The organism is Pseudonocardia sp. (genome assembly GCF_050250275.1).
In the GTDB taxonomy this organism is placed as follows: Bacteria; Actinomycetota; Actinomycetes; order Mycobacteriales; family Pseudonocardiaceae; genus Pseudonocardia.
In genome coordinates this window covers 1-24,168 of the sequence record NZ_JBFWOY010000005.1, presented here as the reverse complement: position 1 = coordinate 24,168, position 24,168 = coordinate 1, and the positions used below count along the sequence as shown (strand labels likewise).

At 73.3% G+C, this 24,168-nt stretch carries 21 protein-coding genes, 1 tRNA gene and 2 pseudogenes; 9 read left to right on the top strand and 15 right to left on the bottom strand.

What is annotated here, in order from left to right; translation table 11 throughout:
- Position 1 precedes the first annotated feature (1 nt).
- The 3 genes from AB7F12_RS06660 to AB7F12_RS06650 are packed head-to-tail and all read left to right on the top strand — an operon-like array spanning position 2 to position 1,495.
- Positions 2-505: a methylated-DNA--[protein]-cysteine S-methyltransferase gene (locus AB7F12_RS06660; RefSeq protein ID WP_428497613.1), complete on the top strand. Its 504-nt coding sequence runs from the start codon at positions 2-4 to the stop codon at positions 503-505.
- The gene (locus AB7F12_RS06655; RefSeq protein WP_428497612.1) at positions 502-1,209 is read left to right on the top strand and encodes a 2OG-Fe(II) oxygenase; all 708 of its coding nucleotides are present in this window, start codon (positions 502-504) and stop codon (positions 1,207-1,209) included. The genes AB7F12_RS06660 and AB7F12_RS06655 overlap by 4 nt, the downstream gene beginning before the upstream one ends.
- 1 nt (position 1,210) lies before the next feature.
- Positions 1,211-1,495, top strand: coding sequence for an Ada metal-binding domain-containing protein (locus tag AB7F12_RS06650; protein ID WP_428497611.1), 285 nt, complete (start codon positions 1,211-1,213; stop codon positions 1,493-1,495).
- Positions 1,496-1,558: 63 nt separating this feature from the next.
- Here AB7F12_RS06650 and AB7F12_RS06645 read toward each other — a convergent pair whose 3' ends face one another.
- On the bottom strand, positions 1,559-2,206 hold the full coding sequence (locus AB7F12_RS06645) for a response regulator (protein ID WP_428497610.1): 648 nt from the start codon (positions 2,204-2,206) through the stop codon (positions 1,559-1,561).
- Complete coding sequence (locus tag AB7F12_RS06640) at positions 2,194-3,885, bottom strand: sensor histidine kinase (RefSeq protein WP_428497609.1); 1,692 nt, start codon at positions 3,883-3,885, stop codon at positions 2,194-2,196. The genes AB7F12_RS06645 and AB7F12_RS06640 overlap by 13 nt, the downstream gene beginning before the upstream one ends.
- A 162-nt stretch (positions 3,886-4,047) precedes the next feature.
- Here AB7F12_RS06640 and AB7F12_RS06635 point away from each other — a divergent pair.
- Positions 4,048-4,857, top strand: a pseudogene (locus AB7F12_RS06635) (alpha/beta fold hydrolase); the annotation flags it as partial.
- Between the two features lie 460 nt (positions 4,858-5,317).
- A pseudogene (locus AB7F12_RS06630) lies at positions 5,318-5,539 on the top strand (alpha/beta hydrolase); the annotation flags it as partial.
- 264 nt (positions 5,540-5,803) lie between these two features.
- On the opposite strand, the gene AB7F12_RS06625 reads toward AB7F12_RS06630, so the two are convergent.
- From AB7F12_RS06625 to AB7F12_RS06615, 3 genes are all read right to left on the bottom strand, one after another.
- Positions 5,804-6,679: a bile acid:sodium symporter family protein gene (locus tag AB7F12_RS06625; protein ID WP_428497608.1), complete on the bottom strand. Its 876-nt coding sequence runs from the start codon at positions 6,677-6,679 to the stop codon at positions 5,804-5,806.
- Between the two features lie 81 nt (positions 6,680-6,760).
- A complete protein-coding gene (locus tag AB7F12_RS06620) occupies positions 6,761-7,774 on the bottom strand; it encodes a LacI family DNA-binding transcriptional regulator (RefSeq protein WP_428497607.1) in 1,014 nt (337 codons plus the stop codon).
- A 133-nt stretch (positions 7,775-7,907) separates the two neighbouring features.
- A complete protein-coding gene (locus AB7F12_RS06615; protein WP_428497606.1) occupies positions 7,908-8,897 on the bottom strand; it encodes a quinone oxidoreductase family protein in 990 nt (329 codons plus the stop codon).
- Positions 8,898-8,924: 27 nt separating this feature from the next.
- On the opposite strand from AB7F12_RS06615, the gene AB7F12_RS06610 reads away from it, so the two are divergent.
- Positions 8,925-9,404, top strand: coding sequence for a hypothetical protein (locus tag AB7F12_RS06610; protein WP_428497605.1), 480 nt, complete (start codon positions 8,925-8,927; stop codon positions 9,402-9,404).
- On the opposite strand, the gene AB7F12_RS06605 is transcribed toward AB7F12_RS06610, so the two are convergent.
- Entirely contained in the window at positions 9,397-10,563 is a 1,167-nt protein-coding gene (locus tag AB7F12_RS06605; protein ID WP_428497604.1) for a cytochrome P450, read from the bottom strand. The genes AB7F12_RS06610 and AB7F12_RS06605 overlap by 8 nt on opposite strands.
- Positions 10,564-10,658: 95 nt before the next feature.
- Here AB7F12_RS06605 and AB7F12_RS06600 point away from each other — a divergent pair, with 95 nt between their 5' ends.
- Positions 10,659-11,711, top strand: coding sequence for a TetR family transcriptional regulator (locus tag AB7F12_RS06600; RefSeq protein WP_428497666.1), 1,053 nt, complete (start codon positions 10,659-10,661; stop codon positions 11,709-11,711).
- 66 nt (positions 11,712-11,777) lie between these two features.
- On the opposite strand, the gene AB7F12_RS06595 is transcribed toward AB7F12_RS06600, so the two are convergent.
- The 7 genes from AB7F12_RS06595 to AB7F12_RS06565 form a co-directional block, all read right to left on the bottom strand.
- Positions 11,778-13,322, bottom strand: coding sequence for an ABC-F family ATP-binding cassette domain-containing protein (locus tag AB7F12_RS06595; protein WP_428516325.1), 1,545 nt, complete (start codon positions 13,320-13,322; stop codon positions 11,778-11,780).
- Between the two features lie 255 nt (positions 13,323-13,577).
- Positions 13,578-13,650, bottom strand: a tRNA-Gly gene (locus tag AB7F12_RS06590).
- A gap of 70 nt (positions 13,651-13,720) precedes the next feature.
- A complete protein-coding gene (gene secD / locus AB7F12_RS06585) occupies positions 13,721-15,994 on the bottom strand; it encodes a protein translocase subunit SecD (RefSeq protein ID WP_428502217.1) in 2,274 nt (757 codons plus the stop codon).
- A gap of 867 nt (positions 15,995-16,861) precedes the next feature.
- Positions 16,862-18,199, bottom strand: a complete 1,338-nt coding sequence (locus AB7F12_RS06580; RefSeq protein WP_428517883.1) for a hypothetical protein — start codon at positions 18,197-18,199, stop codon at positions 16,862-16,864.
- Positions 18,200-18,250: 51 nt separating this feature from the next.
- Positions 18,251-18,850: a dihydrofolate reductase family protein gene (locus AB7F12_RS06575; RefSeq protein WP_428502219.1), complete on the bottom strand. Its 600-nt coding sequence runs from the start codon at positions 18,848-18,850 to the stop codon at positions 18,251-18,253.
- A gap of 664 nt (positions 18,851-19,514) precedes the next feature.
- A complete protein-coding gene (locus AB7F12_RS06570; RefSeq protein ID WP_428502220.1) occupies positions 19,515-20,186 on the bottom strand; it encodes a cation transporter in 672 nt (223 codons plus the stop codon).
- Complete coding sequence (locus AB7F12_RS06565; RefSeq protein WP_428502221.1) at positions 20,183-20,509, bottom strand: ArsR/SmtB family transcription factor; 327 nt, start codon at positions 20,507-20,509, stop codon at positions 20,183-20,185. Before AB7F12_RS06565 ends, AB7F12_RS06570 begins: the two co-directional genes overlap by 4 nt.
- 64 nt (positions 20,510-20,573) lie before the next feature.
- Here AB7F12_RS06565 and AB7F12_RS06560 point away from each other — a divergent pair, with 64 nt between their 5' ends.
- On the top strand, positions 20,574-21,638 hold the full coding sequence (locus tag AB7F12_RS06560) for an alanine racemase (protein ID WP_428502222.1): 1,065 nt from the start codon (positions 20,574-20,576) through the stop codon (positions 21,636-21,638).
- 10 nt (positions 21,639-21,648) lie between these two features.
- Here the strand turns inward: AB7F12_RS06560 and AB7F12_RS06555 are convergent, their stop codons facing one another.
- Positions 21,649-22,389, bottom strand: coding sequence for a LarC family nickel insertion protein (locus AB7F12_RS06555; RefSeq protein WP_428502223.1), 741 nt, complete (start codon positions 22,387-22,389; stop codon positions 21,649-21,651).
- The gene (locus AB7F12_RS06550) at positions 22,386-22,775 is read right to left on the bottom strand and encodes a DUF4870 domain-containing protein (RefSeq protein WP_428502224.1); all 390 of its coding nucleotides are present in this window, start codon (positions 22,773-22,775) and stop codon (positions 22,386-22,388) included. The genes AB7F12_RS06555 and AB7F12_RS06550 overlap by 4 nt, the downstream gene beginning before the upstream one ends.
- A gap of 140 nt (positions 22,776-22,915) precedes the next feature.
- Between AB7F12_RS06550 and AB7F12_RS06545 the strand changes: the two genes are divergently transcribed.
- Positions 22,916-23,683 carry an SDR family oxidoreductase gene (locus AB7F12_RS06545; RefSeq protein WP_428502225.1) on the top strand — a complete coding sequence of 256 codons (768 nt, stop codon included), beginning with the start codon at positions 22,916-22,918 and terminating at the stop codon, positions 23,681-23,683.
- Positions 23,684-24,168: the final 485 nt, after the last annotated feature.

The window sequence follows — 24,168 nt, the reverse complement described above, 5'->3', positions numbered from 1 at the left end:
CATGACGACGAGCACCGTTTTCACGACGACCGACAGCCCGCTGGGTGCGCTGCTGCTGGTCGGCGAGCTCGGCGCGGCCGGGCTGACGCTCACCTCGCTGTCGATGCCGGGTGCCCCCGTCGCCGCGACCGGGGCCCGCCGCACCCCGGAGGCGTTCGCCGACGCCGTGGCACAGCTCGACGCCTATTTTGCGGGGACGTCGACCCGCTTCGACATCCCGCTCACGCCGGGTGGGACCGGGTTCCAGCAGCGCGTCTGGCGCGAGCTCGACGCCATCCCGTACGGCACGTCGACGACCTACGGCGCGATCACCCGCGCCCTCGACCTGCCGCGGGAGCGCGTCCAGGCCGTCGGCGCGGCGATCGGCGCGAACCCGGTGCTCGTCGTGCGTCCGTGCCACCGCGTGATCGGTGCCGACGGCTCGATGCGCGGCTATGCGGGCGGCGTGGAGCGCAAGGTGGCGCTGCTCTCGCTCGAGGGCACGCTGCAGCCGACGCTGCTGTGACCCCGTCCGAGACGGTCGCGGGGCAGGACTGGCCGACGCTGGCCGCCGGGCTCGACGAGCACGGCCACGCGCTCACCGGGCCGCTGCTGACGCCCGCGGCCTGCCGCGCGCTCACCGCGCTCTACGACGACCCGGACCGGTTCCGCACGACCGTGGACATGGCGCGGCACCGGTTCGGGTCGGGCGAGTACCGGTACTTCACCCACGATCTGCCCGGCGTCGTCGCCGAGCTGCGCGCGGCGTTCTACCCGCGGCTGCTGCCGATCGCGCGGGACTGGGCCGAACGCCTCGGCAGGCCCGCCCCCTGGCCCGACGAGCTCGACGAGTGGATCGCCCGTTGCCACGCGGCGGGCCAGGCCAGGTCGGCGCAGATTCTGCTGCGCTACGGCCCCGGCGACTGGAACGCCCTGCACCGCGACGTCTTCGGCGAGATGCTGTTCCCGTTGCAGGTCGTCGTCATGCTCGACGAGCCGGGCGTCGACTTCACCGGCGGTGAGTTCCTGATGGTGGAGCAGCGGCCACGGGCCCAGTCCCGCGGGTCGGCGGCGACCCTGCCGCAGGGCCACGGGCTGGTCTTCACGACGCGCGACCGGCCCGTCGCCTCCAGCCGGGGGTGGTCGAACGGACCGATGAAGCACGGCGTCAGCACCGTGCGGTCGGGCAGCCGGCACACGCTCGGGCTCGTCTTCCACGACGCCGCCTGACGTGCCCGCCCCGTACACGCTGCTCGGAGCCGACGGGCTGCCGTTCACGAGCGCCGTACCCGGAGCGCTCGGCGGCTACCGGCGGCGACGCATCTACGGCCTCCTCGACTGCCCTTCGGCGCGTCGGGCGCTGGCCCGCGGCCACTACGTCGAGCATCGGGTGTTCTTCGCCGACGAGGCCACGGCTGTCGCCGCCGGGTACCGCCCGTGCGGTGTCTGCCTGCGCGACGCCCACGCCCGGTGGCGCGCCGACCCCGCCGCGGGTCTCGGTGGGGGACGGTCGTGACCCCGCCCCGGCGCGGCCGGCGCCGTCGTGCAGGCCCGCAACGACCGTGGGTGGCCGGCGCTCTCAGCGGTCCAGGAACCTGACCACGGCCAGCACCCGGCGGTGGTCGTCGAGGTTCGGCGGCAGGTCGAGGGTGTCATAGATCTGTGCGGCGTGGCGGGCCACGGCCTTCTCGGTGATCCCGAGCCGCTTGGCGATGGCCAGGTTGCTGCGTCCCTCCGCCACGAGCCCCAGCACCTGCACCTGGCGCGGCGTGAGCCGGTCGACGCGGCCGTCGTCGCGCGCGGAACGGCCGACCATCACCGACACGACCTCGGGATCGAGCACGACACCGCCCTTCGCGACGCGGGTCAGGTCGTCGCAGAAGGTGCCGACGTCGGTGACCCGGTGTTTGAGCAGGTAGCCGACGCCGCCGGTGCGGTCGCCCAGCAGGGTCGTGACGTAACGCCGTGAGACGTGCTGCGACAGCACCAGGACAGGGGTCGGCGGGTCGGCGCGGCGGACGTCCAGGGCGGCGCGCAGCCCGTCGTCGGTGTTGCCGGGCGGCATCCGGATGTCGGTGACGACGACGTCGGGCCGCTCCACAGCGGCGGACGCCCGCAGCGTCTCCGCGTCCCCGACGGCGGAGACGACGTCGAAACCGTTGCGGGACAGCAGCAGGACGAGCCCTTCACGCAGCAGGGGCTCGTCCTCACCGATCACGACGCGCACGGCAACCTGCTCAGCAACCGGGTGCCGCCGCCGGGGAGGTCCGCCACCTCGAACCCGCCGCCGAGGGCCTCGACACGGTCGCGGGCCCCGCGCAGCCCGCCGTGCCCGTCGACGCGGGCGCCGCCGCGGCCGTCGTCACACACCTCGATGTGCATGGCGGCGGCGTCGCGATGCACCCGCACACCGATCCGGGAGGCACCCGAGTGCTTGACGGCGTTGGTCAACGCCTCGGCGACGAGGAAGTAGACGGCGCTCTGCACGACGGGCGGCAGATCGGTGTCCCCGGTGCGGATGTCGACGTCGGTGTGGACGGGCAACCGGTCCGCGAGGTCCTCGACGGCCGCGGCCAGCCCGTTCTCCACGAGTGCCGCCGGCATGACGCCGTGCACGAGCCTGCGCAGGTCGTCGATCACCCGGTCGAGGCCCTCGACGACCTCGCCGGGTTGGGCGTCGACGCCCCCCGAGGCCTGCAGCCGCAGCAGGACGAGCCGGGCCTGGATGCCGTCGTGCAGGTCGCGGGCGATGCGTCGGCGTTCGGCGTCGGCGGCCTCGGTGACGCGGGCACGGGAGGCACGCAGCTCGGCGACGAGGCGCTGCCGGTCCAGCGCGATGGCGATGATCCCGCCGACGGCGTCGACGTGCCCGGCGTCGGGGACGTGGACGGGGTCGTAGCCGATCGCCGCGATCTCGGTCCCGTCGAGCGTCACCCGCGCGTGGGTCGGGCCGGGGTCGGCCGGGCGCCCCGCGGCGTCGACGTATCCGTCTTCCACACGGAACAGCACCCGCGCGTCGGGATCGCCGACGGTCTCGGCGACGGCGCGGCGGACGGCCTCGGGGTCGCGGTCGCCGCGGGCGAGCCAGAGCCCCAGGTCCTCGAGGGCGGCGGTGCGGGCGAATCCGCCGCGCAGCACGCCGATGGTGAACGCGGCGGGGATGAGCGCGATCGTGATGACCTGCGTGACGGCGACGGTCGTGTAGGAGACCCCGAACACGGGCGGAAGGACGTTGGCGGCGAAGACGATGTACAGGATCGCCAGCACACCGAAGCTGTACAGCGGGGCGAGGGTGCGGCGCTGTGGTGTGGTCGCGATCCGGTAGCGGTGCACCAGGACGGCGCTCGCGGCGACGATCGCGACGATCGCGCCGATCTGCAGCACCCGGCCGGCGATGGTGGCGGCGAACGGTGCGTCGGTGACACCGAGGGCCGAGCCCGGAGTGACCAACTGCTGCAGGACGTCGGTGCCGACGGTGACGACGTAGCCGGTGGCGACGAGTCCGCGGGCGAGGTGTGTCCGCAGCCGGCCGGTCGGGAAGGCCAGGAGCAGGTGCACCACGGCGACGACGGGGACCAGCGCGACGGCGTGGCCGATGGCGCTGAGGCCCGGCACCCCGGTCAGTTCGAGGCCCGCGAGGTGGAGCGCCAGTCCGGCGGCGACGAGGAGTGCGCCCATCCGACCGGCGGGGCGCCGGTACCAGGCCAGCAGGCCGGACCCGACATAGGCGACCCCGGCCACCGGGAACAACACGGCGAACCAGGCGGGCTCGGTCGGGCCGGCGACGGTGACGACGAGTTCGGTGACGGCGAGGGCCACCGACGTGGCGGCCAGCAGGGCGAGAGCAGGCCGGACGGCCGACCCGGCGGGTCGGCGTAGGAACGAACCTCTCGGCGCTCCATCCACTGCGCCGCAGTCTATGGCCGGACGGGGCAGAACGGATCTCGTCCGAGGGGACCCAGGCCCCCTGATCAGAGGTGCCGCAGGGGCATTGGCCGCGGCCGGTCCGTCCGCGATCGTGAGGCCATCGGTCCGGCGCCGATGGCCGCACCGGGGAGGGACTGACCGATGCCTCGTTTCCGACCGGTGGGCGTCGCGGCGGCGCTCGCCGTCGCGCTGACCGCGGCTGCCTGTTCCGGTGGTCCCGCCGGCGCACCGCCCGCTCCTCCCGTCCCGGCGGTGCCGACGCCGCCCATGGTGTCCACATTGGCCTGGACCGACTGCGGTGACGGCTTCCTGTGCACGAGGATCGAGGTGCCGAAGGATTGGGACGCCCCGAACGGCGAGAAGATCTCGATCGCGATGACCAAGCTGCCCGCGAGGGGGGCGAGTTCCGGCACGATGTTCGTCAACTGGGGCGGCCCGGGCGACCCCGGTAACACCTCGATCCGCACCCGCGGCACGGCGATCGCCGACGCCACCGGCGGGACGATGGACATCCTCACGTGGGACCCGCGGGGTCTCGGGCTCAGCACACCGATCACGTGCTCCGAGGGCAACCTCGCGTACTTCGAGGCCGATCCCGGCACCGTCGAGGGACTGCGTGCGATGTCGGAGGCCGCGCAGCAGCGCCGCGACGCGTGCGTGGCCCGGTACGGTTCGTATCTCGACGTGATCGGGACGGTCCAGGGCGTCCGTGACCTGGAGGCGATGCGGATCGCGGCGGGCGCGCCGACGCTGAACTTCCTCGGCCTGTCCTACGGCACTCGCATCGGCGCGACGTATGCGGCGATGTTCCCGGCGACGACCGGCAACATGGTGCTCGACGGGTCCATGTCGCAGGAGGGGGCGGTCGACCACACCGCGGAGGGCATGGTGAAGGCCGGGCAGGATTCTCTGGACCGGTGGTTCGCGCGGTGCGCGGCGAAGCCGGACTGTGCGTTCGGACCGGATCCCGGTGCCGGGTACGACGCGATCCTGGCGAGGGTGCGCGCCGAGCAGCCCGTCGTCCCGGGGACCGACGGCAAGCGGCTGACGGCCGGCCTGTTCTTCCAGGTCGTCCTCGCCGGCCTGGTCGACTACGCGGGTACCCAGGAGCTCGCCGAACAGGCGATCGGTGAGTTCCGCGCGACGAACGACCCGTCGATGCTCCATGCCGTCGGGCTCGCGATCGCAGGGCAGAGACCCGACGGGACGTTCTCGAACGGGCCGGAGATCTTCCAGTTCGTCTCCTGCGTCGACTGGCCGACGCGTATGACGCTCCCCGAGGTGCAGGCCTCCGTCGGCGCCGCGGCGACGATCTCGCCACGGTTCGGGGCGTTCGCCGCGGCATTCACGCTGGCCAACACGACGGCGTGCCCACCGGCCAAGGAGGGCCCGTTGCCGCTGCCGAACGAAGCCCGTGGCCGGCAAAGTGCTGATCATGGGCAACGTCTCCGACGCGGAGACTCCGTTGGAGAACGGCGAGGAGCTCGCGAGGCTGGTGCCGGGGTCGCGGCTGATCGTGCTGGACACGATGGGCCACACCGGTTTCTACCGGTCGCAGTGCCTGGCTGCGGTGGGCGGGGCGACGCTGACCCGCGGTGAGCTGCCCGCCGAGGGGGCACGCTGCGCTGCGTGACACCGGTCCGGTCGGGAGATCGTGCACGGTTGTGTGCGCGGTGCGGCAAGCCGGGTAGGACGTGGCACGCGACCCTGCCGGGATGTCGTCATGGGGTCGGCGGCACCGTACTTCGTGTACGGCAGTTCCCCGCCCGTCGCGGACCGGGAAGGCCTGATCACACCGCGGAGATCGGGACGCGGGTGTCCGCGCCCGGGGTCTGACCGGTCACCCGGACGCCTCGGCCGGTTCGACGTCGGCCTGGTCCGACCATGGTCGGCCGGCTCACGCCGAACTCGGCGCGGTCGTCTCCGACCTCCGCGTGACGAGCCGGACGAAGATCGCCGCCGGGACGTACATCAGCACCCCGTACATCGCGGGCGCGAGCGCGGCCGCCGGGTTGTCCAGCACCGTGACCAGCACGGTGATGGCGAGGACGGCGTTGTGGATGCCGATCTCCATGGCCGCGGCCACGGCCTGCCGGGGGTCGACGCGGGCCAGCCGCGGCACGGTGTAGCCGATGGTCAGGCTGAGCACGCTGACCAGCAGGCACAGCAGCCCGATCGCGACGAGACCGTCGAGGAACTGGTCGAGCTGCTGCAGGATCGCCGCGATGATCGCCAGGAACACCGCCACGACCGCGGCGATCCGGACGGGCCGTTCCATGCGCTCGGCGAACGCCGGCCACCGCCACCGCACGAGCATCCCGAGCGCCACCGGCACCAGGACGATGGCCGCGACCTGGACGAGCTTGTCGAGCTGCAGCCCGATGCTCGCCTCCGCCCCGGCGAAGAACTGCACCGAGAACACCACCACGAACGGCAGCGTGATCATCGCCAGGACCGAGTTCACGGCGGTGACGGTGATGTTGAGGGCGACGTCGGCGCGGGCGAGATGGCTGAAGACGTTGGCCGTCGCCCCGCCCGGCGACACCACGAGGACCATCATGCCGATGGCCAGGTCGGGCCCGATCCCGAACGCGACGACGAGCCCGAACACGATCAGCGGCAGCACGATCATCTGGCAGGCGAGCGTCACCAGCACGGCGCGGGGCGAGGTGAGGACGCGGGCGAAGTCGGCGGGCGTGAGGCTGAGCCCGAGCCCGAGCATGACGACGGCCAGCACGACCGGCAGCACGACCGAGATGATCGACGAGTCCACCGTGCCTCCCGGGGGAATTGTCCGGTAGACGGTATTCGTTTCCGAGGCTGCGCGGCGTCCGCCGGACGGGTGCGCGAACGCTCAGAGCGTGACGGCCAGCGTCGAGTCGCGGGCCCGCAGCGTCGGCTCCAGCAGCTCCGGTTCGCGGTCGGTGCCGGTGAGTATGTCGTGCAACGCCTCCGAGCTCCGGCGGCCCATGTCGTCCATCGGGGAGGCGATCGAGCTCATCGGCACCGGCAGCCAGCTCATCAACGGGATGTCGTTGTAGCCGATGATCGCGATGTCGCGGCCCACGATCCGCCGGTGCTCCCGGGCGGCACCGACCGCCCCGATGGCGGCGAAGTCGTTGATCGCGAAGAGTGCGGTGATCTCGGGATGGCGGGTCAGCAGCGCGTCGGCGGCCGCGTGCCCGCCCTCGGCGTCGGGTGCCGACGGCTGGACGCAGCTGTCGGGCACGCTGATCCCCGCGGAGCGGAAGCGCTCGACGAACCCGTGCGTGCGCTCCACGCAGGTGCTCGCGTACTCGGGACCGGCGATGACGCCCACGGCGCGGTGCCCCAGCTCGAGGACGTGTTCACCGGCGAGTCTGCCGCCCCGGACGTCGTCGGTGGACACCGACGGGTGACCCCGCAACCGGCGGTTGACCAGCACGTAGGGGATGCCGCGGCGCTCGAGCGCCTGCACGAGGTCGTCACCGTCGAGACGGGCGTCGCCGATGAGGAAGCCCTCGACGCGGCGCGCCAGCATCTTCTCCAGCCGCTCCATGCGCAGCTCGGGGTCGTCGTTGGAGTTGGCGACGAGCGTCGTGTAACCGCGGGCGTGCGCCGCGTCGTCGGCGCTCTCGTAGATGCGCGCCAGCACGTAGTCGCTGATGCGGGGGACGATGACGCCCAGCGCCCCGCTGCGCCGGGTGCGCAGCGCGGCCGCGGCCGGGTCGGGGTGGTAGCCCATCTCCTCGGCGATGGCCCGGATCCGGGCGGCCGTGCCGACCCCGACGCCTGTCGAGTTGAGGGCCAGCGCCCGCGACACGGTCGAGATGTGGACGCCGGCACGCTTGGCGATCTGGGCCAGCGTCACCGGCTCGGATGCCGCCAACGCCGGCCCTCCCGATTCCTCGGACTGGACACCACTGTATCCGCGCAGGTACGCGGACCGGCCGTCGCCCGGACCTGTCGGGCGCACTGGCGATCCCCCGAGATCGGTTGCGCGCCAGGGTGGCGACCGACGGTCAGGGGACCAGCACGATCTTCCCGACGGTCCGGCGCTGCTCCAGCAGCGTGTGGACGTGGGCGGCGTCGGCCATGGGGAACGTCGTGGTCCGCAGCGCGACCGCGCCCGCCGCCACCCGGCCGAGCACGTGCGCGATCGCCCGTGCCGGTTCGGCGGTGTCGGCCTCGAAGACACGGCGCAGCACGAACCCGCTCACCGTCTGCCCGCGCGGGATCAGCCGGCGCGCGTCGAACGTCGCCGGCTGCTGCGTCGACGACCCGACGACGACGAACCGCCCGTTGTGCCCCAGGGCGTCGAGCGCCGCGGCGAACACCGGCCCGCCGACGACGTCGACCGCCACGTCGACGCCCCTGCCGGCCAGATCCCGCAGCGCGCCCCGCAGGTCGGGGTCCGCCGGGTCGAGGGCCTCCGCGCACCCCAGCCCCACCGCCTCGGCGCGCTTGTCCGCCGTCGACGCCGTCCCGATCACCCGCGCACCGACGTCGGTCGCCAGCTGCACCGCCAACCCGCCGACGCCGCCCGTCGCCCCGGTGACCAGCACCGTCTCGCCGGAGCGGGTGCGGCCGTAGCGGTCGACGGCGTACCAGGCCGTGATGCCCTGCAGGAACGCGCCGGCGACCGTCACCGGGTCGACGTCGCCGGGCACCGGGTAGGCGCGCCTGCCGTCGACGACCGCGTGGTCGGTGTAGCCGCCGCCGTCGGGCAGGAACGCCGCCACCGGCGTCCCGACGACGTGCCCCGAGCCGGGTCCCGCCCACACGACGGTCCCGACGGCCTCGACCCCGGGGACTGTGGGGAGCACCTGGTCACGTCGGTACTCACCGCGCCGGAACATCGTGTCGGCGAAGTTCACGCCCACCGCGGCGACGGCGACCACGACGTCGCCCGGTCGCGGCACGGGCAGCGCCTCGGTGACGAGCCCCAGTACCTCGGGCGGCCCGAAACGATCGACACGGACGGCGCGCCGCGACGCCGGGAGAGCGGTCATGCCCCCTTGGTACCGCGATCCCGGTGGGTGGCGACAGTCGCTGCCGCGATCATCGCGACCCACGCCGCGGTCGTGGCGCCCCGGGGACGCGACGCCGGTACCGTCCGGGCCGTGGCGTGGTGGCGCAGATCGGGGCCGGACCTCTCGGAGTTCGCGCGCGAGGGGCTCCTCCATCAGGAGACGGCCCGCGGGACGATCACCTACCGGCACTACAGCGCGCCCGGGCGTCGCTCGTCGTGGGCGAAGGAGTCACGACGCTGGACCGTCGTCCTCACGCAGCGCCGGTTCGTCGTGCTCGGACGGCACGGCCGCGTCGTCGACGTGGCCTGGACCGACCGGCGGTTCGCCACCCTCGACATCGGGCTCGACGGGGCGAAGCTGCTGGTCGTCGTCGACGTGGCGAGGTTCAGCGCCGACAGCACGGGTCACGTCGAGGTCCGCGTCGCGTGCGCCGACCCCGCGGCGCTGCTGCGCATGATCCGCTCCCTCCAGCGCCACGTCAGCTGAGCTCGACCGGCATCGTGGTGAGCCGCCACGTCCCCGGGTCGGGGCGGCGGGTCGCCTCGTCGGGGACCGGCAGGCGGGGGTTGCGGCGCAGGATCGCGCGCAGCGTCAGCTCGGTCTGCATCCGGGCGAGGCTCGCGCCGAGGCAGAAGTGTGGGCCGTGGGCGAACCCGAGGTGCGCGCCCGCGTTCGGCCGGTCCAGCGTGAGCGCATCCGGGTCGTCGAACACCCGCGGATCGCGGTTGGCGCCGACGATCGACACGGACACCATGTCGCCCTTCGCGATCCCGACGCCGTCGATGTCGACGTCCTCCTGCGCGATCCGGGGCAGCGACAGCAGCTGCGGGCCGCACCAGCGGACGAGCTCGTCGACCGCCGCCGCGGGGTCGGGGTGGCGGGTGGGCTCGGTCAGCAGCGCGTGCACGGCGTTCGGGACGAGCAGCGCCGGTACCTGGCCGGCGAGCAGCAACTGCCAGACGAGGGTGACCGTCTCCGCCGCGGTGGGGCCGTCGGGCGTGCGGACGAGGGTCACGAGAACGTCGTCGCCGTCGCGGGTACGGGCCGCCTCGACGGCTGCCCGCGCCGCGTCGATGATCCGTGGGACCGCCTCGACGAACGCCTGTCCGGCCCCGGTCGCGACCGCTGCGCCGAACTCGTGCCACGGCCTGCGGTCGTCCTCGGGGACGCCGAGCAACGCGCAGATGATCTCGATCGGCAGCGGGCGCGCGATCTCGACCAGGTCGATGCGACCTGGCTCGATGCGGTCGAGCGCGGCGTCGACGATCGCCTCGGCCTGCGGCCGGAACGCGGCCGCCCGGGCCGGGGTGAACGCGGGCGACACCGCGCGCCGCAGCCGGGCGTGCGCCGGTCCCTCCATCTGCTGCATGGTCCGCAGGTAGGGCAGGTACGCGGCGTCGACGAGCGTGGGGAGGAGGGCGAACGTGGCGTCGGTCAGGGCGAACCGGGGGTCGGTGAACAGGGCGCGCGCCTCGGCGTGGCGGGTGACCGCCCACATGGGCGGCATGCCCGGCGCGACCAGGCGCGCGACGGCCGACCGCGCACGGGCGGCGCCGTAGGTGGCCACGGGGTCGCGTGAGGACTCCGGGTCCGACAGGTCGATCTCGGCCGCGTTCATGGACTCCCGCTTTCTGAATGTCGACATCAGATGTTCATGTCATCCGGGTGGTGACGGTATCGTCGGCAGACATCGGGAAGCAAGCCAGTGGAGGACGATTGACGCCGCCGTCGCGCGCCGAGATGCAGCGGCGCAACCGGGCCAAGGTGCTCGCCGCCGCTCGCGACGAGTTCGGCGACAAGGGCTTCCGCGACGCGAAGATCGACGTGATCGCCGCCGCAGCCGAGCTCACCCGCGGCGCCGTCTACTCCAACTTCCCCAGCAAACGAGCGCTCTACCTCGCCGTCCTCGCAGCCGACGCCGATGCGGCCCCCGCGCCCGAGACCACGGGCGCCGCCCCGGACACCGCCGCCCAGGCGCTCGCCGCCCTCGCCCGCGGCCGGCTCGCCCGCCTGCCGCTGGCCGCCGACGACCACCGCGGGCCCGTCCGGCTCGCCGCCGGCCTCGAACAGGAGATCGCCGCCGAGGAACAGCTACGCACCCCGTTCGCGCAGCTCCAGGCGCTGACCGCCATCGTCGTCGGGCTGGCCCTGGAACAGACCCTGCGGCGCCGCGAGGACCGGCGGATGGTCCGCGTCGCCGAGACCGCGTTGACGCTGCTGCAGGGAGCCGCGCGCCTCGCCGTCGCCGCACCCGGCTTCGGCGAGCCCTTCACCGTCGTGCGCGCCTGCGAACTCCTCGCCGACGCCGACCTCGGCGACACCTGGGCCGAGCCCGCCTTCGCCGCCTACGCGCCGACACCCCGCCCCGTCGACGAGCCGTGGCAGCCGCCCACAGCCGTCGACGCGTTGCGCGGCAACGCGGTCACCGTCCCCGGCGACGGACTCGTCCTGGTACTCGGACTGCACCGGCTCGAGGCGTTCGAGCACGCCGTCCGGGCCGCGCCCCCCGGCACCCCGATCACCGCCGCACTCGTCACCGCCGACCCGCACGAGGCGGGCATGCTCGCCCGGCTCGTCGTCACCGAACTGGCCACCGCGCTGCACCCGATCTTCCCGACGCTGCTGCCAGCCGGGCTGCGGATCGTGCTCGACGACGACGGCGCACTCGCCGCCGCCGCGGGCGTGCCGTCGGTGTCGGACATGACGGAGGCCGGAATCCGGCTCGCCGGTGGGCGCGTCACCGCGCGCGCCGACGGCTGGGGTGCCGCCCACGCGATCGCCGCCGCCCGCTGAGCGCACCACCGGCCCCACCGACGCCCTCCGTCCGGCTCCGCCGACGGCAGCGAGATGGGCCGGGCGTCATTGTTCCGAGAGGTTGAGCCGCGGCCAGTCGGCCAGGTCGGCGAGCAGTCCGCGGTCGTGGGTCGCGATGACGACCGCGGCGTCGGTGGCGCGCAACGCCGCGGTGAGCTCGTCGACGAGGGCCGGCGAGAGATGGTTGGTCGGCTCGTCGAGGAGCAGGACGTGGGGCCGCGGGGCGAGGACCTGGGCCAGGTCGACGCGCCGCCGCGCCCCGACGGACAGCTCACCGAGCCGTCGCCCCACGTCGTCGGGGCCGAGCAGACCCAGGTCGGGCGGGGCAGCCGTGCCTGTGACGGCCCCGGACTCCTGACCGAGCCGTCCCACCCCGACGTCGGGCGCCACCGTGACCGTCCCCCGGTCGGGCTCGAGAGCCCCGGCCAGGACCGCGAGCAGCGTCGACTTGCCGGCGCCGTTGGGTCCGGTGACGACGAGCCGGTCACCCGAGGACAGCGCGACGTCGGTGCGCCGCAGCCGGCCCGCGACGCCGACGCCCTCGGCCCGCAGGAGCGTCGCCCCGGGGCGGGCCGGGAGGTGGGGCATCGTGAACCGCCGGGGCGGGGGCGGCACGTCGACGAGGCGGGCGTCGAGATCGTCCTGCCGGCGGTGCACGGCGCGGACCAGTGCGGGGGCCCGCGTCGCCCGCACGTGCCTGCCGGTGCCCTTCGGGGGACGCCAGTTGTCGCGCAGGCGGTTCTGCGCGGCGGAGAGGTCGTCGGCGAGCCGCCGGCGGTGCTCGACCTGCTCGGCGTACCGGGCTTCCCAGCGGGCGCGCTCGGCGTCGCGACCCGCGAGATGACCCGCCCAGCCGCCGCCGTAGGTGCGCGGTCGGCCGTCGATGGACGGATCGAGGTCGAGCACGGTCGTCGCGACGTCGGCGAGCAGCACCCGGTCGTGGCTGACGACGACCACGACCCCGGGGTGCGCGCGCAGCGCGGCGGTGAGGTGGTCGAGCCCGGCGGCGTCGAGGTGGTTGGTCGGTTCGTCGAGCAGCAGGACGTCGTGCCGTGCGCCGAGCAGACAGGCCAGCCGGACGCGGTGGCGTTGCCCGACCGACAGGGTGGGGAGCGGCCGGGCGCGGTCGTCGACGGCACCGAGGGCGGCGAGCGCGACGTCGACCCGGCGGTCGGCGTCCCAGGCGTCGAGTGCCTCGGCGGTGGCGAGGGCATCGGCGTAGGAGTCGCCCGGGTCTCCGCCGGCCAGGGCGGCCGCGGCCGTGTCCAGGGCGCGCAGCGCGGCGCGCGCACCGGCGAGCTCGAGATCGACCAGGTCACCGACGGTCCGCCCGCCACCGGCGGGGATCGTCTGGTCGGCGACGCCGAGACCCCCGGCGCGGTGCACCTCGCCGCGGTCGGGGGCGAGGGTGCCGGCGAGCACCGCGAGGAGCGTCGACTTGCCGCGGCCGTTCTCGCCGACGACGGCGATGCGGTCGCCGGGCGATGCGACGAGATCGAGGCCACGCAGGACGGGCCGGCCGCCGCGGGCGAGGTGGACGTCGACGGCGCGGACGTGGGCGGTGCGCAGGGGTGGGCGATGGCGCAGCACGGGATGCCTCCGGGCGCGGGCTGCAGCCCGCGGTGGGACCAGCAGGGACGACGAGATCGGCGCACGCGTGCGAGCCGCGGCGCCGGGAGGCGGACGTCGTCAGAGGTAGAGCTGGTACTCGGGCACGAAACGGACGTTATCCGGGGTCCGCGCCGCCGGTCGACCGGTTTTCGGGGGACCGTCCGCGGTAGCGGTGGAACAGACCCAGGATCGCCGTCAACGGCGCACCCGCATTTCCGGAACCGGAGAAGAGAGAGCGGACGACGGGATTCGAACCCGCGACCCTCACCTTGGCAAGGTGATGCGCTACCAGCTGCGCTACGTCCGCACGACCGGCGCCGGGCCGGGCGGAACAACGGTAGCCGACGCGACGCTCACGCCGGCCACCGGTGCCCCGCTCAGACCACGGCCCCGTCGGCACGTTTGCGAGCGTCCGCCCTCGGCCGGCCCGACGGCCGCTTCCTGCGGGTCCCCTGCTCGGCGTCCCCGAACCGGCGCTGCAGCGCGATCGTCACCGGTACCGCCACCGTGATCGTCGAGACGGTGCCCGCGACGATGCCCAGGATCAGCGCCAACGCGAAGTCGGCCAGCGTCTCCCCGCCCAGCACCAGCAACGCCGTCAGGATCACCAGCGTCGACAGGCCCGTGTTCACCGTGCGCGGCAACGTCGACAACACCGCGGAGCCCGCCACCCGGTGGAACGGCTCCTTCCGCCGCGTCGCCCGCTCCGCCCGCACCCGGTCGAACACCACCACCGAGTCGTTGACCGTGTAGCCGATGACCGTCAGCAGCGCCGCGACGAACACGCCGTCGATCGTGCGACCCGACCACGAGAACCAGCCGACGACGATCGCCACGTTCGCCGCCAACGCCGCCACCGCCCCCGCGCCGTACGTCCAGCGGAACCGCACCGCCAGATAGATCAGCTGCGCCGCCAACGCCACCGCCAGCGCGATCAACGCGCCCCGCGCCAGCTCCGCGCCCAGACTCGGCCCGATCAGCTCGTCCTGCTCCAGCTCCGCACCGCCGCCCGCGGCGGCGAGAGCGGCCCGCAGCGCGGACACGTCGGCAGCGACGATGTCGTTGCCACGAACGGAGATCCCGCCGTCACCGGTCGTCTGGACGGGCAGCCCGCCCAGACCCGCCTCGGCCACCGCAGCGCGGGCGGCGTCGGCGTCGACCGGGTTCGTCGTCGTGAACTCGACCGACCGCCCACCCGTGAACTCCACACCCAGGTCGAGCCCCCGCACCGCGACCCCCGCCAACGCCACCACCACGACCACCGCCGACACGGCGAGGTAGCGCCCCGCCGGCCGCAGCAGACCCGGGTCGACCTTGTCCAACCGGCGCCGCACCGGGCCGATCGTCGACAGCCCGGTCCACGCCGGGTGGGCGCGGATCACCTTGCGGCGCAGCAACCAGATCGTCATCAGCCGCGACAGCACCAGCGCCGAGAACAACGACACCACGACACCGAGGGTCAGCGTCACCCCGAATCCGCGCACCGGCCCCGACGCCAGCCAGAACAGCAACGCGCCGGCGAGCAGCGTCGTCACCGCCGAGTCGATCACCGCCGTGAACGCGCCCTGGTACCCGCGTTCCGACGCCCGCTCCAGCCGCGGCCGCTTCGCGAACTCCTCCCGCGCCCGCTCCGCCACCAGCACGTTCGCGTCGACCGCCATACCGATCGCCAGCACGAACCCCGCCAGGCCCGGCAACGTCAACGTCGCCCCCAGCGCGATCAGCCCCGCGTACGCCACCAACGCGTACCCCGCCAGCGCGATGACGGCCACCAGCCCGGCGAGCCGGTACGCCACCAGCAGGAACAGACCCGTCAGCGCCGTCCCGATCAACGCGGCCAGCACGCTCGCCTCGATCGCCGACGCACCCAGCGTCGGCCCCACCGTCCGCTGCTCGATGATCTCCACCGGCACCGGCAACGCGCCGCCCTGGATCAGGATCGCCAGCTCCTGGGCCTGCTCCACACTGAACGAGCCGCTGATCTGGGTGCTCCCACCCAGCATCCCGACGCCACAGCCGATCGACGGATCCAACTGCGGAGACGAGATCACCTGCGAGTCCAGGACGATCGCGATCCGCCGCGCCGGGTCCCCGGCCGGAGCGCACGCCGTCTGTGCCGTCAGCTGCCGCCACCTGTCCCCGCCCTCACCGGAGAACGAGACGTCGACGACCGAGCCGATCACCCCCTGCGAACCCGCTGCCGACTGCGCCGACTCCACGTCCTCGCCGACCAGCGCGGGCGGCCCCACGAGCAACGGCGCACCCGAGTCGTCGACGATCTGCTCGCTGTCCGCAGTCGGCGTGTTCAGCACAGGGCGGATCGTCAGCTGGGCGGTGCGGCCCAGCACCTCCGCCGCCTCCGCCGGGTCCTGCAGACCCGGCAGCTCCACGACGATGCGCCGCTCGCCCGACCGGTTCAGCGACGGCTCCGCGACGCCCAGGCCGTCGACCCGGCCGCGCAGCACCTCCAGGACACGGTCGGTGGCGGTCGAGTCGGCGGTGATACCCGGAGCGTCCCGGGTCTCCAGGACGATCTGCGTGCCACCCCGCAGATCCAGGCCGAGCGTGGGAGAACCGGTCGCGGCGACAGCGGCGGAACCGCCGACGACGACGAGCGCCGCGAGAGCGCGCGCGAGCAAGGGACGTTTCACGGGGACCTTCGGGGAGAGCCCGCACACGGTGCGCGGGACGACGGAGACGGACGGCTCAGGCCGCCGGCCCCGGAGGCCCACGCCCGCACCGTGGCGACCACGTCGCAGCAGGCCCCGCCGTCGCATCCTCGGGCGCGCACGTCCAGGACCCCACCGGGCGCGGGGTCCGGACCGCCGGCGCCGCAACAGCCGACACCGAGGACCCGGCGACGAGCGCCGACGCCTGCAGCACCGCGGCGTCCGACGCGGCGGACCGTCGCGTCCCCGGGTCCGTCCGCACCGGTGTCGCGGTCCCGACCGCCCGCGTCGCGCCATCCGCCACCTGGTGCGCCCGCGCCGACACCGGACCCGCCGGTACCAGCAATGCCACCAACAGCGTCAGGAGCACGGGCCACCGCAGCGGCACACGCGCGGCGACGCGGGACACGGCACTCCTCGGGGCTCGGGGGACGCCGCCACGGTACGGCGTTCCGTCACCACCTGTCCGGTTCGCCCACCTACGGGATGTGCAACCCCTGTGGAACGCACGTCGCGCCTTGCGGCCGCCGCGGCCGGGACGCACGGTGGAGGGACGGTCCGGGACCGTCGGTGAGCCGCTCCGCGCCTCTGGGACGCGCGAGGACGACTGAGGTTGCGTCGACTTCGGATGAACCTGCTGCGCTGCACGGCGCAACTTCACAGACGGCGGTAACAGCCCGTCTCTGTTCAACGCTGGGGAGATCAAGGAGATACGGCTCCCCGCTGATTATCTCCAGCTTCTGCAGATTCCTGGCGTCCGGCACCCCGACCGGCCGTCTCGTGCTGGAAGGACTGGACGTGAACAAGAACCTCCTCCGTGGCGCGTACGTCGCCGCCATGTCGGGCGGCCTACTGCTGCTGGCGAACACCGCCGCGCACGCCGACGAGAAGCACGGCGACTCGAGCCCGGTCAAGGCCAAGGACCTCATCACGTCCGCCGGCCCCGACTCGCACAACCGGTTCATCAACCCGACCGGCGGGAACGACGGCCCGCGTGGCGGGAACAACGAGGGCCCGCGTGGTGGGAACGAGGGCCCGCGTGGTGGGAACGAGGGCCCGCGTGGCGGGAACAACGAGGGCCCGCGTGGCGGGAACAACGAGGGCCCGCGTGGCGGGAACAACGAGGGCCCGCGTGGCGGGAACAACGAGGGCCCGCGTGGCGGGAACAACGACGGCCCGCGTGGCGGGAACAACGACGGCCCGCGTGGCGGGAACAACGACGGCCCGCGTGGCGGGAACAACGACGGCCCGCGTGGTGGGAACAACGAGGGCCCGCGTGGGGGCAACAACGACGGCCCGCGTGGCGGCCATCAGCACGGCGACCCTCGCGGTGGGCACCCGGGCGGCGTGAACAACGGCCACGGGCAGCAGTGCGGCTGCGGCGGCAACCACAGCGCCGACGACCACCGTCACGGTGATCGTGACCGGGACCGTGACCGCGGCGACTACCGTCATGGTGACCGGGACCGTGGCGACCACCGTCATGGTGACCGGGACCGTGGCGACCACCGTCATGGTGACCGGGACCGTGGCGACCACCGCCATGGTGACCGTGACCGGGACCGTGACCGCGGCGACCACCGCCATGGTGACCGTGACCGGGACCGTGACCGTGGCGACCACCGCCATGGTGACCGTGACCGGGACCGTGACCGCGGCGACCACCGCCATGGTGACCGTGACCGCGGCGACCACCGTCACGGGGACCGGGACCGCGGCGACCACCGTCACGGGGACGACCGTCGCGTCCAGGAGGCGCGTTGGGACCGCGGTGGCGACCCGCGTGGCGGCCACGATCGTGACCGTGGCAACCGGCAGTACGACGGCTGGAACCGCGGCGGCGACTGCGATGACGACAACGCTCCGGTCCGCGGCGGCGGCAACTGGGGTGGGCACGACCGGGGTGACCGTGGCAACGACCGGGGTGACCGTGGCAACGACCGGGGTGACCGTGGCAACGACCGGGGTGACCGTGGCAACGACCGGGGTGACCGTGGCAACGACCGGGGTGACCGCGGCAACGACCGGGGTGACCGCGGGAACGACCGGGGCGACCGTGACCGGAACGGCGACAACCGACCCAGCGGTAACAACCCCGGCCGGGTCCAGTTCGACGTCGACGGCCTCGTCAGGAACGTCCTGAACACCAGCCTGGGCCTCGCCGGCTTGCGCTGACCTTCGCGCCATCCGCCACGGCCCCCGCTTCCTCGTGAGGCGGGGGCCGTGTCGTGTGCAGGGTCAGCGCAGCAGCCGGTAGCGCAGGTGCGTCGCCCAGGGGGAGAGGACGACGTCGGTGCGCTCGAGCTCGACGTCCTGCTCGAAGCCCTGGAAGAGCCGTGTGCCGGCGCCCAGGATGAGCGGTGCGACCGTGACGACGAACTCGTCGACGTACCCGGCCGACAGCGCCTGCCGGATCGTCTCGGCGCCGCCCATCACGCAGACGTCGCGCTCGCCTGCGGTGTCCCGCGCGCGGTCGAATGCCGTGCGGAAGCCGTCGACGAAGGTGAAGCCGGTGTCGGCGGCGGGCTGGTCCCCGGGCCGGCGGGTGACGACGAACAGTGGCCGGTCCCAGGGGTTGCGGCCGCCCCAGGCTCCGGCGGAGTCGTAGGTGTTGCGGCCGCAGACGACGGCGCCGAGGCCCGCCATGACGTCGTCGAGGAACGCCCTGTCGACCGGGTCGGGTTCGCCGGTGGGTTCCTCGGCGTAGGTCCAGGGTCCGCCGAAGACCCAGTAGTGCAGTCGTTCCCCGCCGGTGCCGAGCCCGGCGTCGGGGCCTGCGTCGGGTCCGGTGACGTACCCGTCGAGGGAGGTGGTGATCGACGCGACGACCTTGCCCATGATGTGCCCCTTCCGTGTGGTCCTCCGTGTAGACGCTGGTGGGCACCGGAAGTCATCGGTGGGTCGGGGTGAGTCCGTCACGGGGGTCGGTGGTGGGGCGGCGTGAGCGGGCAGGTGAGTTCTGGACGCACACGGTGTCGCCCGCGAATCGTCGGCTCTCGGTGTTGCTCGACGATTCTGTTGCCGTGTCCGGCATCGTCGGCTCGCGCACCCGGGCCGGGTCGTCGCGATCATCGCTGGGTGTGCTCGTTCGCGGTGCGCGCGCTCCCGCCGGGCTCGCTCGCCGACATGGTGAGAGCAGGTAGGAGATCGCCGTCGCCCTGACGGGAGCTGCTCGATCCCGGCGCGCTGGGGTGGGTGTGGGTGGAGCAGCTGGTCCAGGCCGCCGCGGTGTCGAGGCTGTCGGGCGGGTGACGAGCCGTCGTTCGTGCGTGTCGCGGGCCCTCGATCCGGAGCGGTGACAAGGGGGGCGCCCCCCGTCGAGAAGGGGGGTCGGGCCCGCGTTCTCGTAGGGCCTGCACGCTCGAACCCATGGCTCGGGCGCGGCATTCTGTTCATGCACGGCAGCAACCACGAGCTCGCCGTCACCGCGGGTCATGGGGGCATTCGCGGTGGCGGCGTCACGACGAGCCGCCCGCCGGACGACGACCGGCGGGCGGCTCGGTCATGTCGAGGGCCCGCAGCAGTCGTCGCCGTCGGCGCATCCGGTGTGGTGGGTCCCGGCGGGTGCGCAGCAGAGGTCGCCGCGCCAGGCGTTGCGCGCCTCGCGGAGGGCGAGGGCGGCGAGGACGAGACCGGCGACGGGGTCGGCCCACCACCAGTCGAGCGTGGAGTCGAGCAGCAGGCCGAGGAGGACGGCTGCCGACAGGTACGTGCAGAGCAGGGTCTGGCGGGAGTCGGCGACGGCGCTCGACGAGCCGAGCTCGCGGCCCGCCCGACGTTGCGCCCAGGACAGCAACGGCATGATCGCGACGCTCAGCGCGACGAGCGTGATGCCGACCGTGGAGTGTTCCGCCTCGGTGGCGCCCGCCAGCCCGCGTATGGACTCGACCGTCACGTACACGGCGAGTGCCGCGAACGAGCCGGCGATGATGCGCAGGGTGACGCGTTCGCGTCGTTGCGGGTCGGGGCCGGAGAACTGCCAGGCGACCGCGGCGGCGGAGCTGACCTCGATGACGGAGTCGAGGCCGAACCCGATGAGCGCGATGGAGCCGGCGGCGGTGCCCGCCGCGATCGCGACGACGGCTTCGACGACGTTGTAGGTGATGGTTGCAGCGACGAGCAGCCGGATGCGGCGGGTGAGGATGCTGCGGCGCGCGTCGGGCAGGAGGGTCATGTCGCGGCGGCAGGTGTGGTGTGGGCGGGGCGGAGGGCGACGGTGTCGCCGGTCTCGGCGAGCAGGTGTTCGGCGGAGCGCAGCAGATCGACGAGCTCGGGTCGGGTCAGCGAGTAGAACGACTGCCTGCCCTGGGTGCGGTAGTCGACGATGCGGCAGCCACGCAGGCAGGCCAGGTGCGACGAGACGGTCGACTGCGGCAGTTCGAGCAGCCGGCTGAGGTCGACGACGCGTGCTTCGCCCTCGGCGAGGCGCTTGAGGATGGCCAGCCGTGTGGCGTCGCCCAGGGACCGGAAGAGGGCCACAGCCGCATCCATCGACATCCGCCGATGATAGTGGCAGCATCCGATGATCGGTACCCGTCCGCGGTCGCGCACGATGGGCGCCATGACCGACGCCCCGGCGACGCCGTACCTCGCCGTCGACCTCGACGTGCTGTCCCGCAACCTCGACAACACCGCCCGGTGGGCCCGGGAACGTGGGTTGCGGCTGCGCCCGCACGCCAAGACGCACAAGAGCCCGGAGATCGCCCGTCGCCAGATCGAGTCCGGCGCGGTGGGCCTCACCGTCGCGACCGTCGCCGAGGGCGAGATCTTCAGCCGCGCCGGCGCCACGGACCTGTTCGTCGCCTACCCGGTATGGGCGGCGGGTGTGCGCGGTGCGCGGCTGCGGGCTCTCGCGCAGGGTGTCGACCTACGCGTCGGCGTCGACTCGGCCGAGGGGGCCCAACACCTCGGCATCGCGCTCGCGGGGACGTCGGCGTCGGTGATGGTCGAGGTCGACTGCGGGATGCGACGCACCGGCGTCGCGCCCGGCGAGGTGGTGGAGGTCGCCCGTGCCGCCGACCGGGCGGGGGTTCGTGTGGCGGGGGTGTTCACCTTCCCCGGGCACGGCTATGCACCCGGCGCCGCCGCCCAGGCTGCCGCCGACGAGGCGGTCGCGCTTGCGAAGGCCGCAGAGTTGCTGCGCGGCAGCGGGTTCGACGATCTCGAGGTGAGTGGCGGGTCCACGCCGACGCTCGCGCACTCCGATGCGACGGTCCTCACCGAGGTCCGGCCCGGTGTCTCTGTGTTCAACGACGCCCAGCAGGTCGAGCTCGGCACCTGCGGCTGGGAGGACCTGGCCCTGACCGCCGTCGGGACCGTCGTGTCCCGCGGTGACGGCCGGTTCGTCCTCGACGCGGGTGGCAAGGTGCTGGGTGCGGACCGCCCGGGATGGGCGACGGGCGCGGGGCGCGTCCCGTCGATGCCGGACGCCCGGGTCGTCCTGCTTTCGGAGCATCACGCGGTCGTCGAGGTCCCCCTCGGCACGGCCGTGCCCGAGCTGGGCGAACGGGTCGCGATCGCGCCGAACCACGTCTGCGCGGCGGCCAACCTCGCGCGCGAGTACGTCGTGGTCGTGGGCGGCCGGGTGACCCGCTGGCCGATCACCGCGGCGGGCGCGAACACCTGACCGGGTGCGGTCACACGGCGTCGCCGACGACGACCCGGACGACGTTGGCGACCTCTGCGAGGTCGCGTGTCCCCGCCCCGACACCGATGGCCCGCGGCACCATGTGCGGCATCGGCCCCCACGACGTCACCGCCGCCGCGAGCAGCGCCGCGCCGGTCGGCGTGCACATCTCCCGCGGTGCCGGACCCGCGTAGCACGGAGCCCCCGCCACCCGCAGCACCTCGAGCGTCGCGGGTGCGGGGATCGGCACCAGACCGTGACTGCCGCGACTCGTCCCGCTGCCCAGTGCGACTGGACTCGCGTGCACGGAGTGCAGCCCCAGCAGGTGCAGCGCCGTAGCCACCCCGACGACGTCCGCGATGGCGTCCAACGCCCCGACCTCGTGGAAGTGCACGTCGTCGGGGGTGGTGCGGTGCACCCGCGCCTCGGCCGCGGCCAGCCGGGCGAAGGCGTCGTGGGCGAGCGTCGCGACCGGCTCGGGCAGTCCGGCCGCGTCGAGGACGACACGTACGGCCTTCCACGTCCGGTGCTCCGGGTCGGGCGCGGTGTCGACGTCGACCTTCAGCGCCCCGATGCCGTGCCGCTCGACCTCGTTGCGTCGCAACGTGATCGGCTCCACCCCAAGGCGGGCGACGTGGTCGGCGACGACGTCGAGATCCGCCCCCGCATCGACGAGCGCGGCCAGCAGCATGTCGCCCGCAGCCCCTGCGGCGCAGTCGATCCACGCGATCGGCCGGGCCGGGACGCTCAATTGACGACCCGCACCGTCAGCGGGTAGCGGAACTCCTCGCCGTTGCCGGCCCTGATCGTCCCGAGCACGACGAAGACCAGGTAGAAGACGCCGTAGAGCGGCAGCAGCACGAACCCGATGAGCACGAACATGAGCAGCGCGAAGACGACCGTCAGGACGAATGCGTTGAGCTGGAAGTTCAGCGACTCGACGGCATGCCTGCGCACGTACGGCGAGACGTTGCCACGGACGAGCAGCACGACCAGCGGCGCGACGAGGCCCAGCGCGAACCAGGCGGTCACGATGCTGCCGACGTGCGCGGCCATCGCCCAGTTCCGGTCCTCGGCCGTGACGGGGACGGGCTGGTTGCGCGGATCCCATGAGCCCGGTGGAGGCGGAACGGTCATGCGCCCATTCAAACAGTTCAGGTCGGTCCCGACGGGTGGAATCCGGTCTCCGGGTGGGCTGGCGCGCGCGCCCGCCGGAGGACAGGGTGATCCCGGATCAACACGACCGGAGCGTGCGTGGAGTGGAGGACGGGAGCTCGATGACGGAGGACCAGGGGCCCACGGGGCCCATCGTGGTGGTGACGGGTGCCGGATCGGGTATCGGGAAGGTCGTGGCCCGCGCGTTCCTCGGTGCGGGGTACCGCGTCGCGGTGACGGGCCGCCGTCGTGAACGCCTCGACGAGGCCATCGACGGAGCCGCCGGTGCCGCCGAGGCCCTCGTCGTGCCGGCGGACGTCGGCGACCCGGACTCCGTCGACGGGCTCTTCGCCGCGGTGCGCGAGCGGTGGGGCCGGGTGGACGTGCTGTTCAACAACGCCGGCACGTTCGGTCCGGCCGCCACCCCGGACGAGATTCCGGTCGACCTGTGGCTCGACACGGTGCGCACCAACCTCACGGGGGCCTTCCTCTGCGCGCGCGCAGCCTTCGCGACGATGCGCGCCCAGTCGCCCCAGGGCGGCCGGATCATCAACAACGGCTCCATCTCCGCTCAGGTGCCGCGCCCATGGAGCGCGGCGTACACGTCGACGAAGCACGGGGTCACCGGCCTGACCAAGTCGTTGTCGCTGGACGGGAGGCCATTCGGCATCGCGTGCGGCCAGATCGACATCGGCAACGCCGCCACCGACATGACCGCGGGCTTCTCTGCGGGCGCTCGCCAGGCCGACGGCTCCACCGCCGCCGAGGCGACCTTCGACGTCGCGCACGTGGCGGACGCGGTGCTCTACATGGCAGGCCTTCCCTTGGAGGCGAACGTCCAGTTCCTGACGATCGCGGCGCGCACGATGCCCTACATCGGTCGCGGCTGAACGAATTTTCGACGAGTTCCGGCCCGCTGACCTGCGGCGACTCGATCATGGCCCCGGTAATGGCGGGCCGGCACGTCGATCGTGGACGTGACCTGGGTCATGAAGTCGGCCGAAACGGGCCCGAAACAGGCCTGTCGTCGCAGGTCAGACACCATGCAGGGGGGCGATTTGCACCTGCCGGAAGGGCTGCTGTAACTTTCTTCCTGTCAGCGAGACGCCGGACAGAACGGGCCCCACGGGGAACGGTCACCAGGCCCGCTGGCCACCTTCCTCGCAGGGTTCGGTAGGCTTTCGGGTCTCCGGTTGTGAGTGCCCCGGATTCCGGTCTCTTGGTTGAGGCTGGTTGGTGGTGTGCGGGTGTCTTTTGAGAACTCAACAGTGTGTCGAGCTTGTTTTTGAATTGGCGGTTTGTGCCAGTTTGTTTTGTGCTCGCATTTCGGATCCCGTCCGGGTGTGGGTGCCAGTTTGTTTGTCAGGGTTTTGTT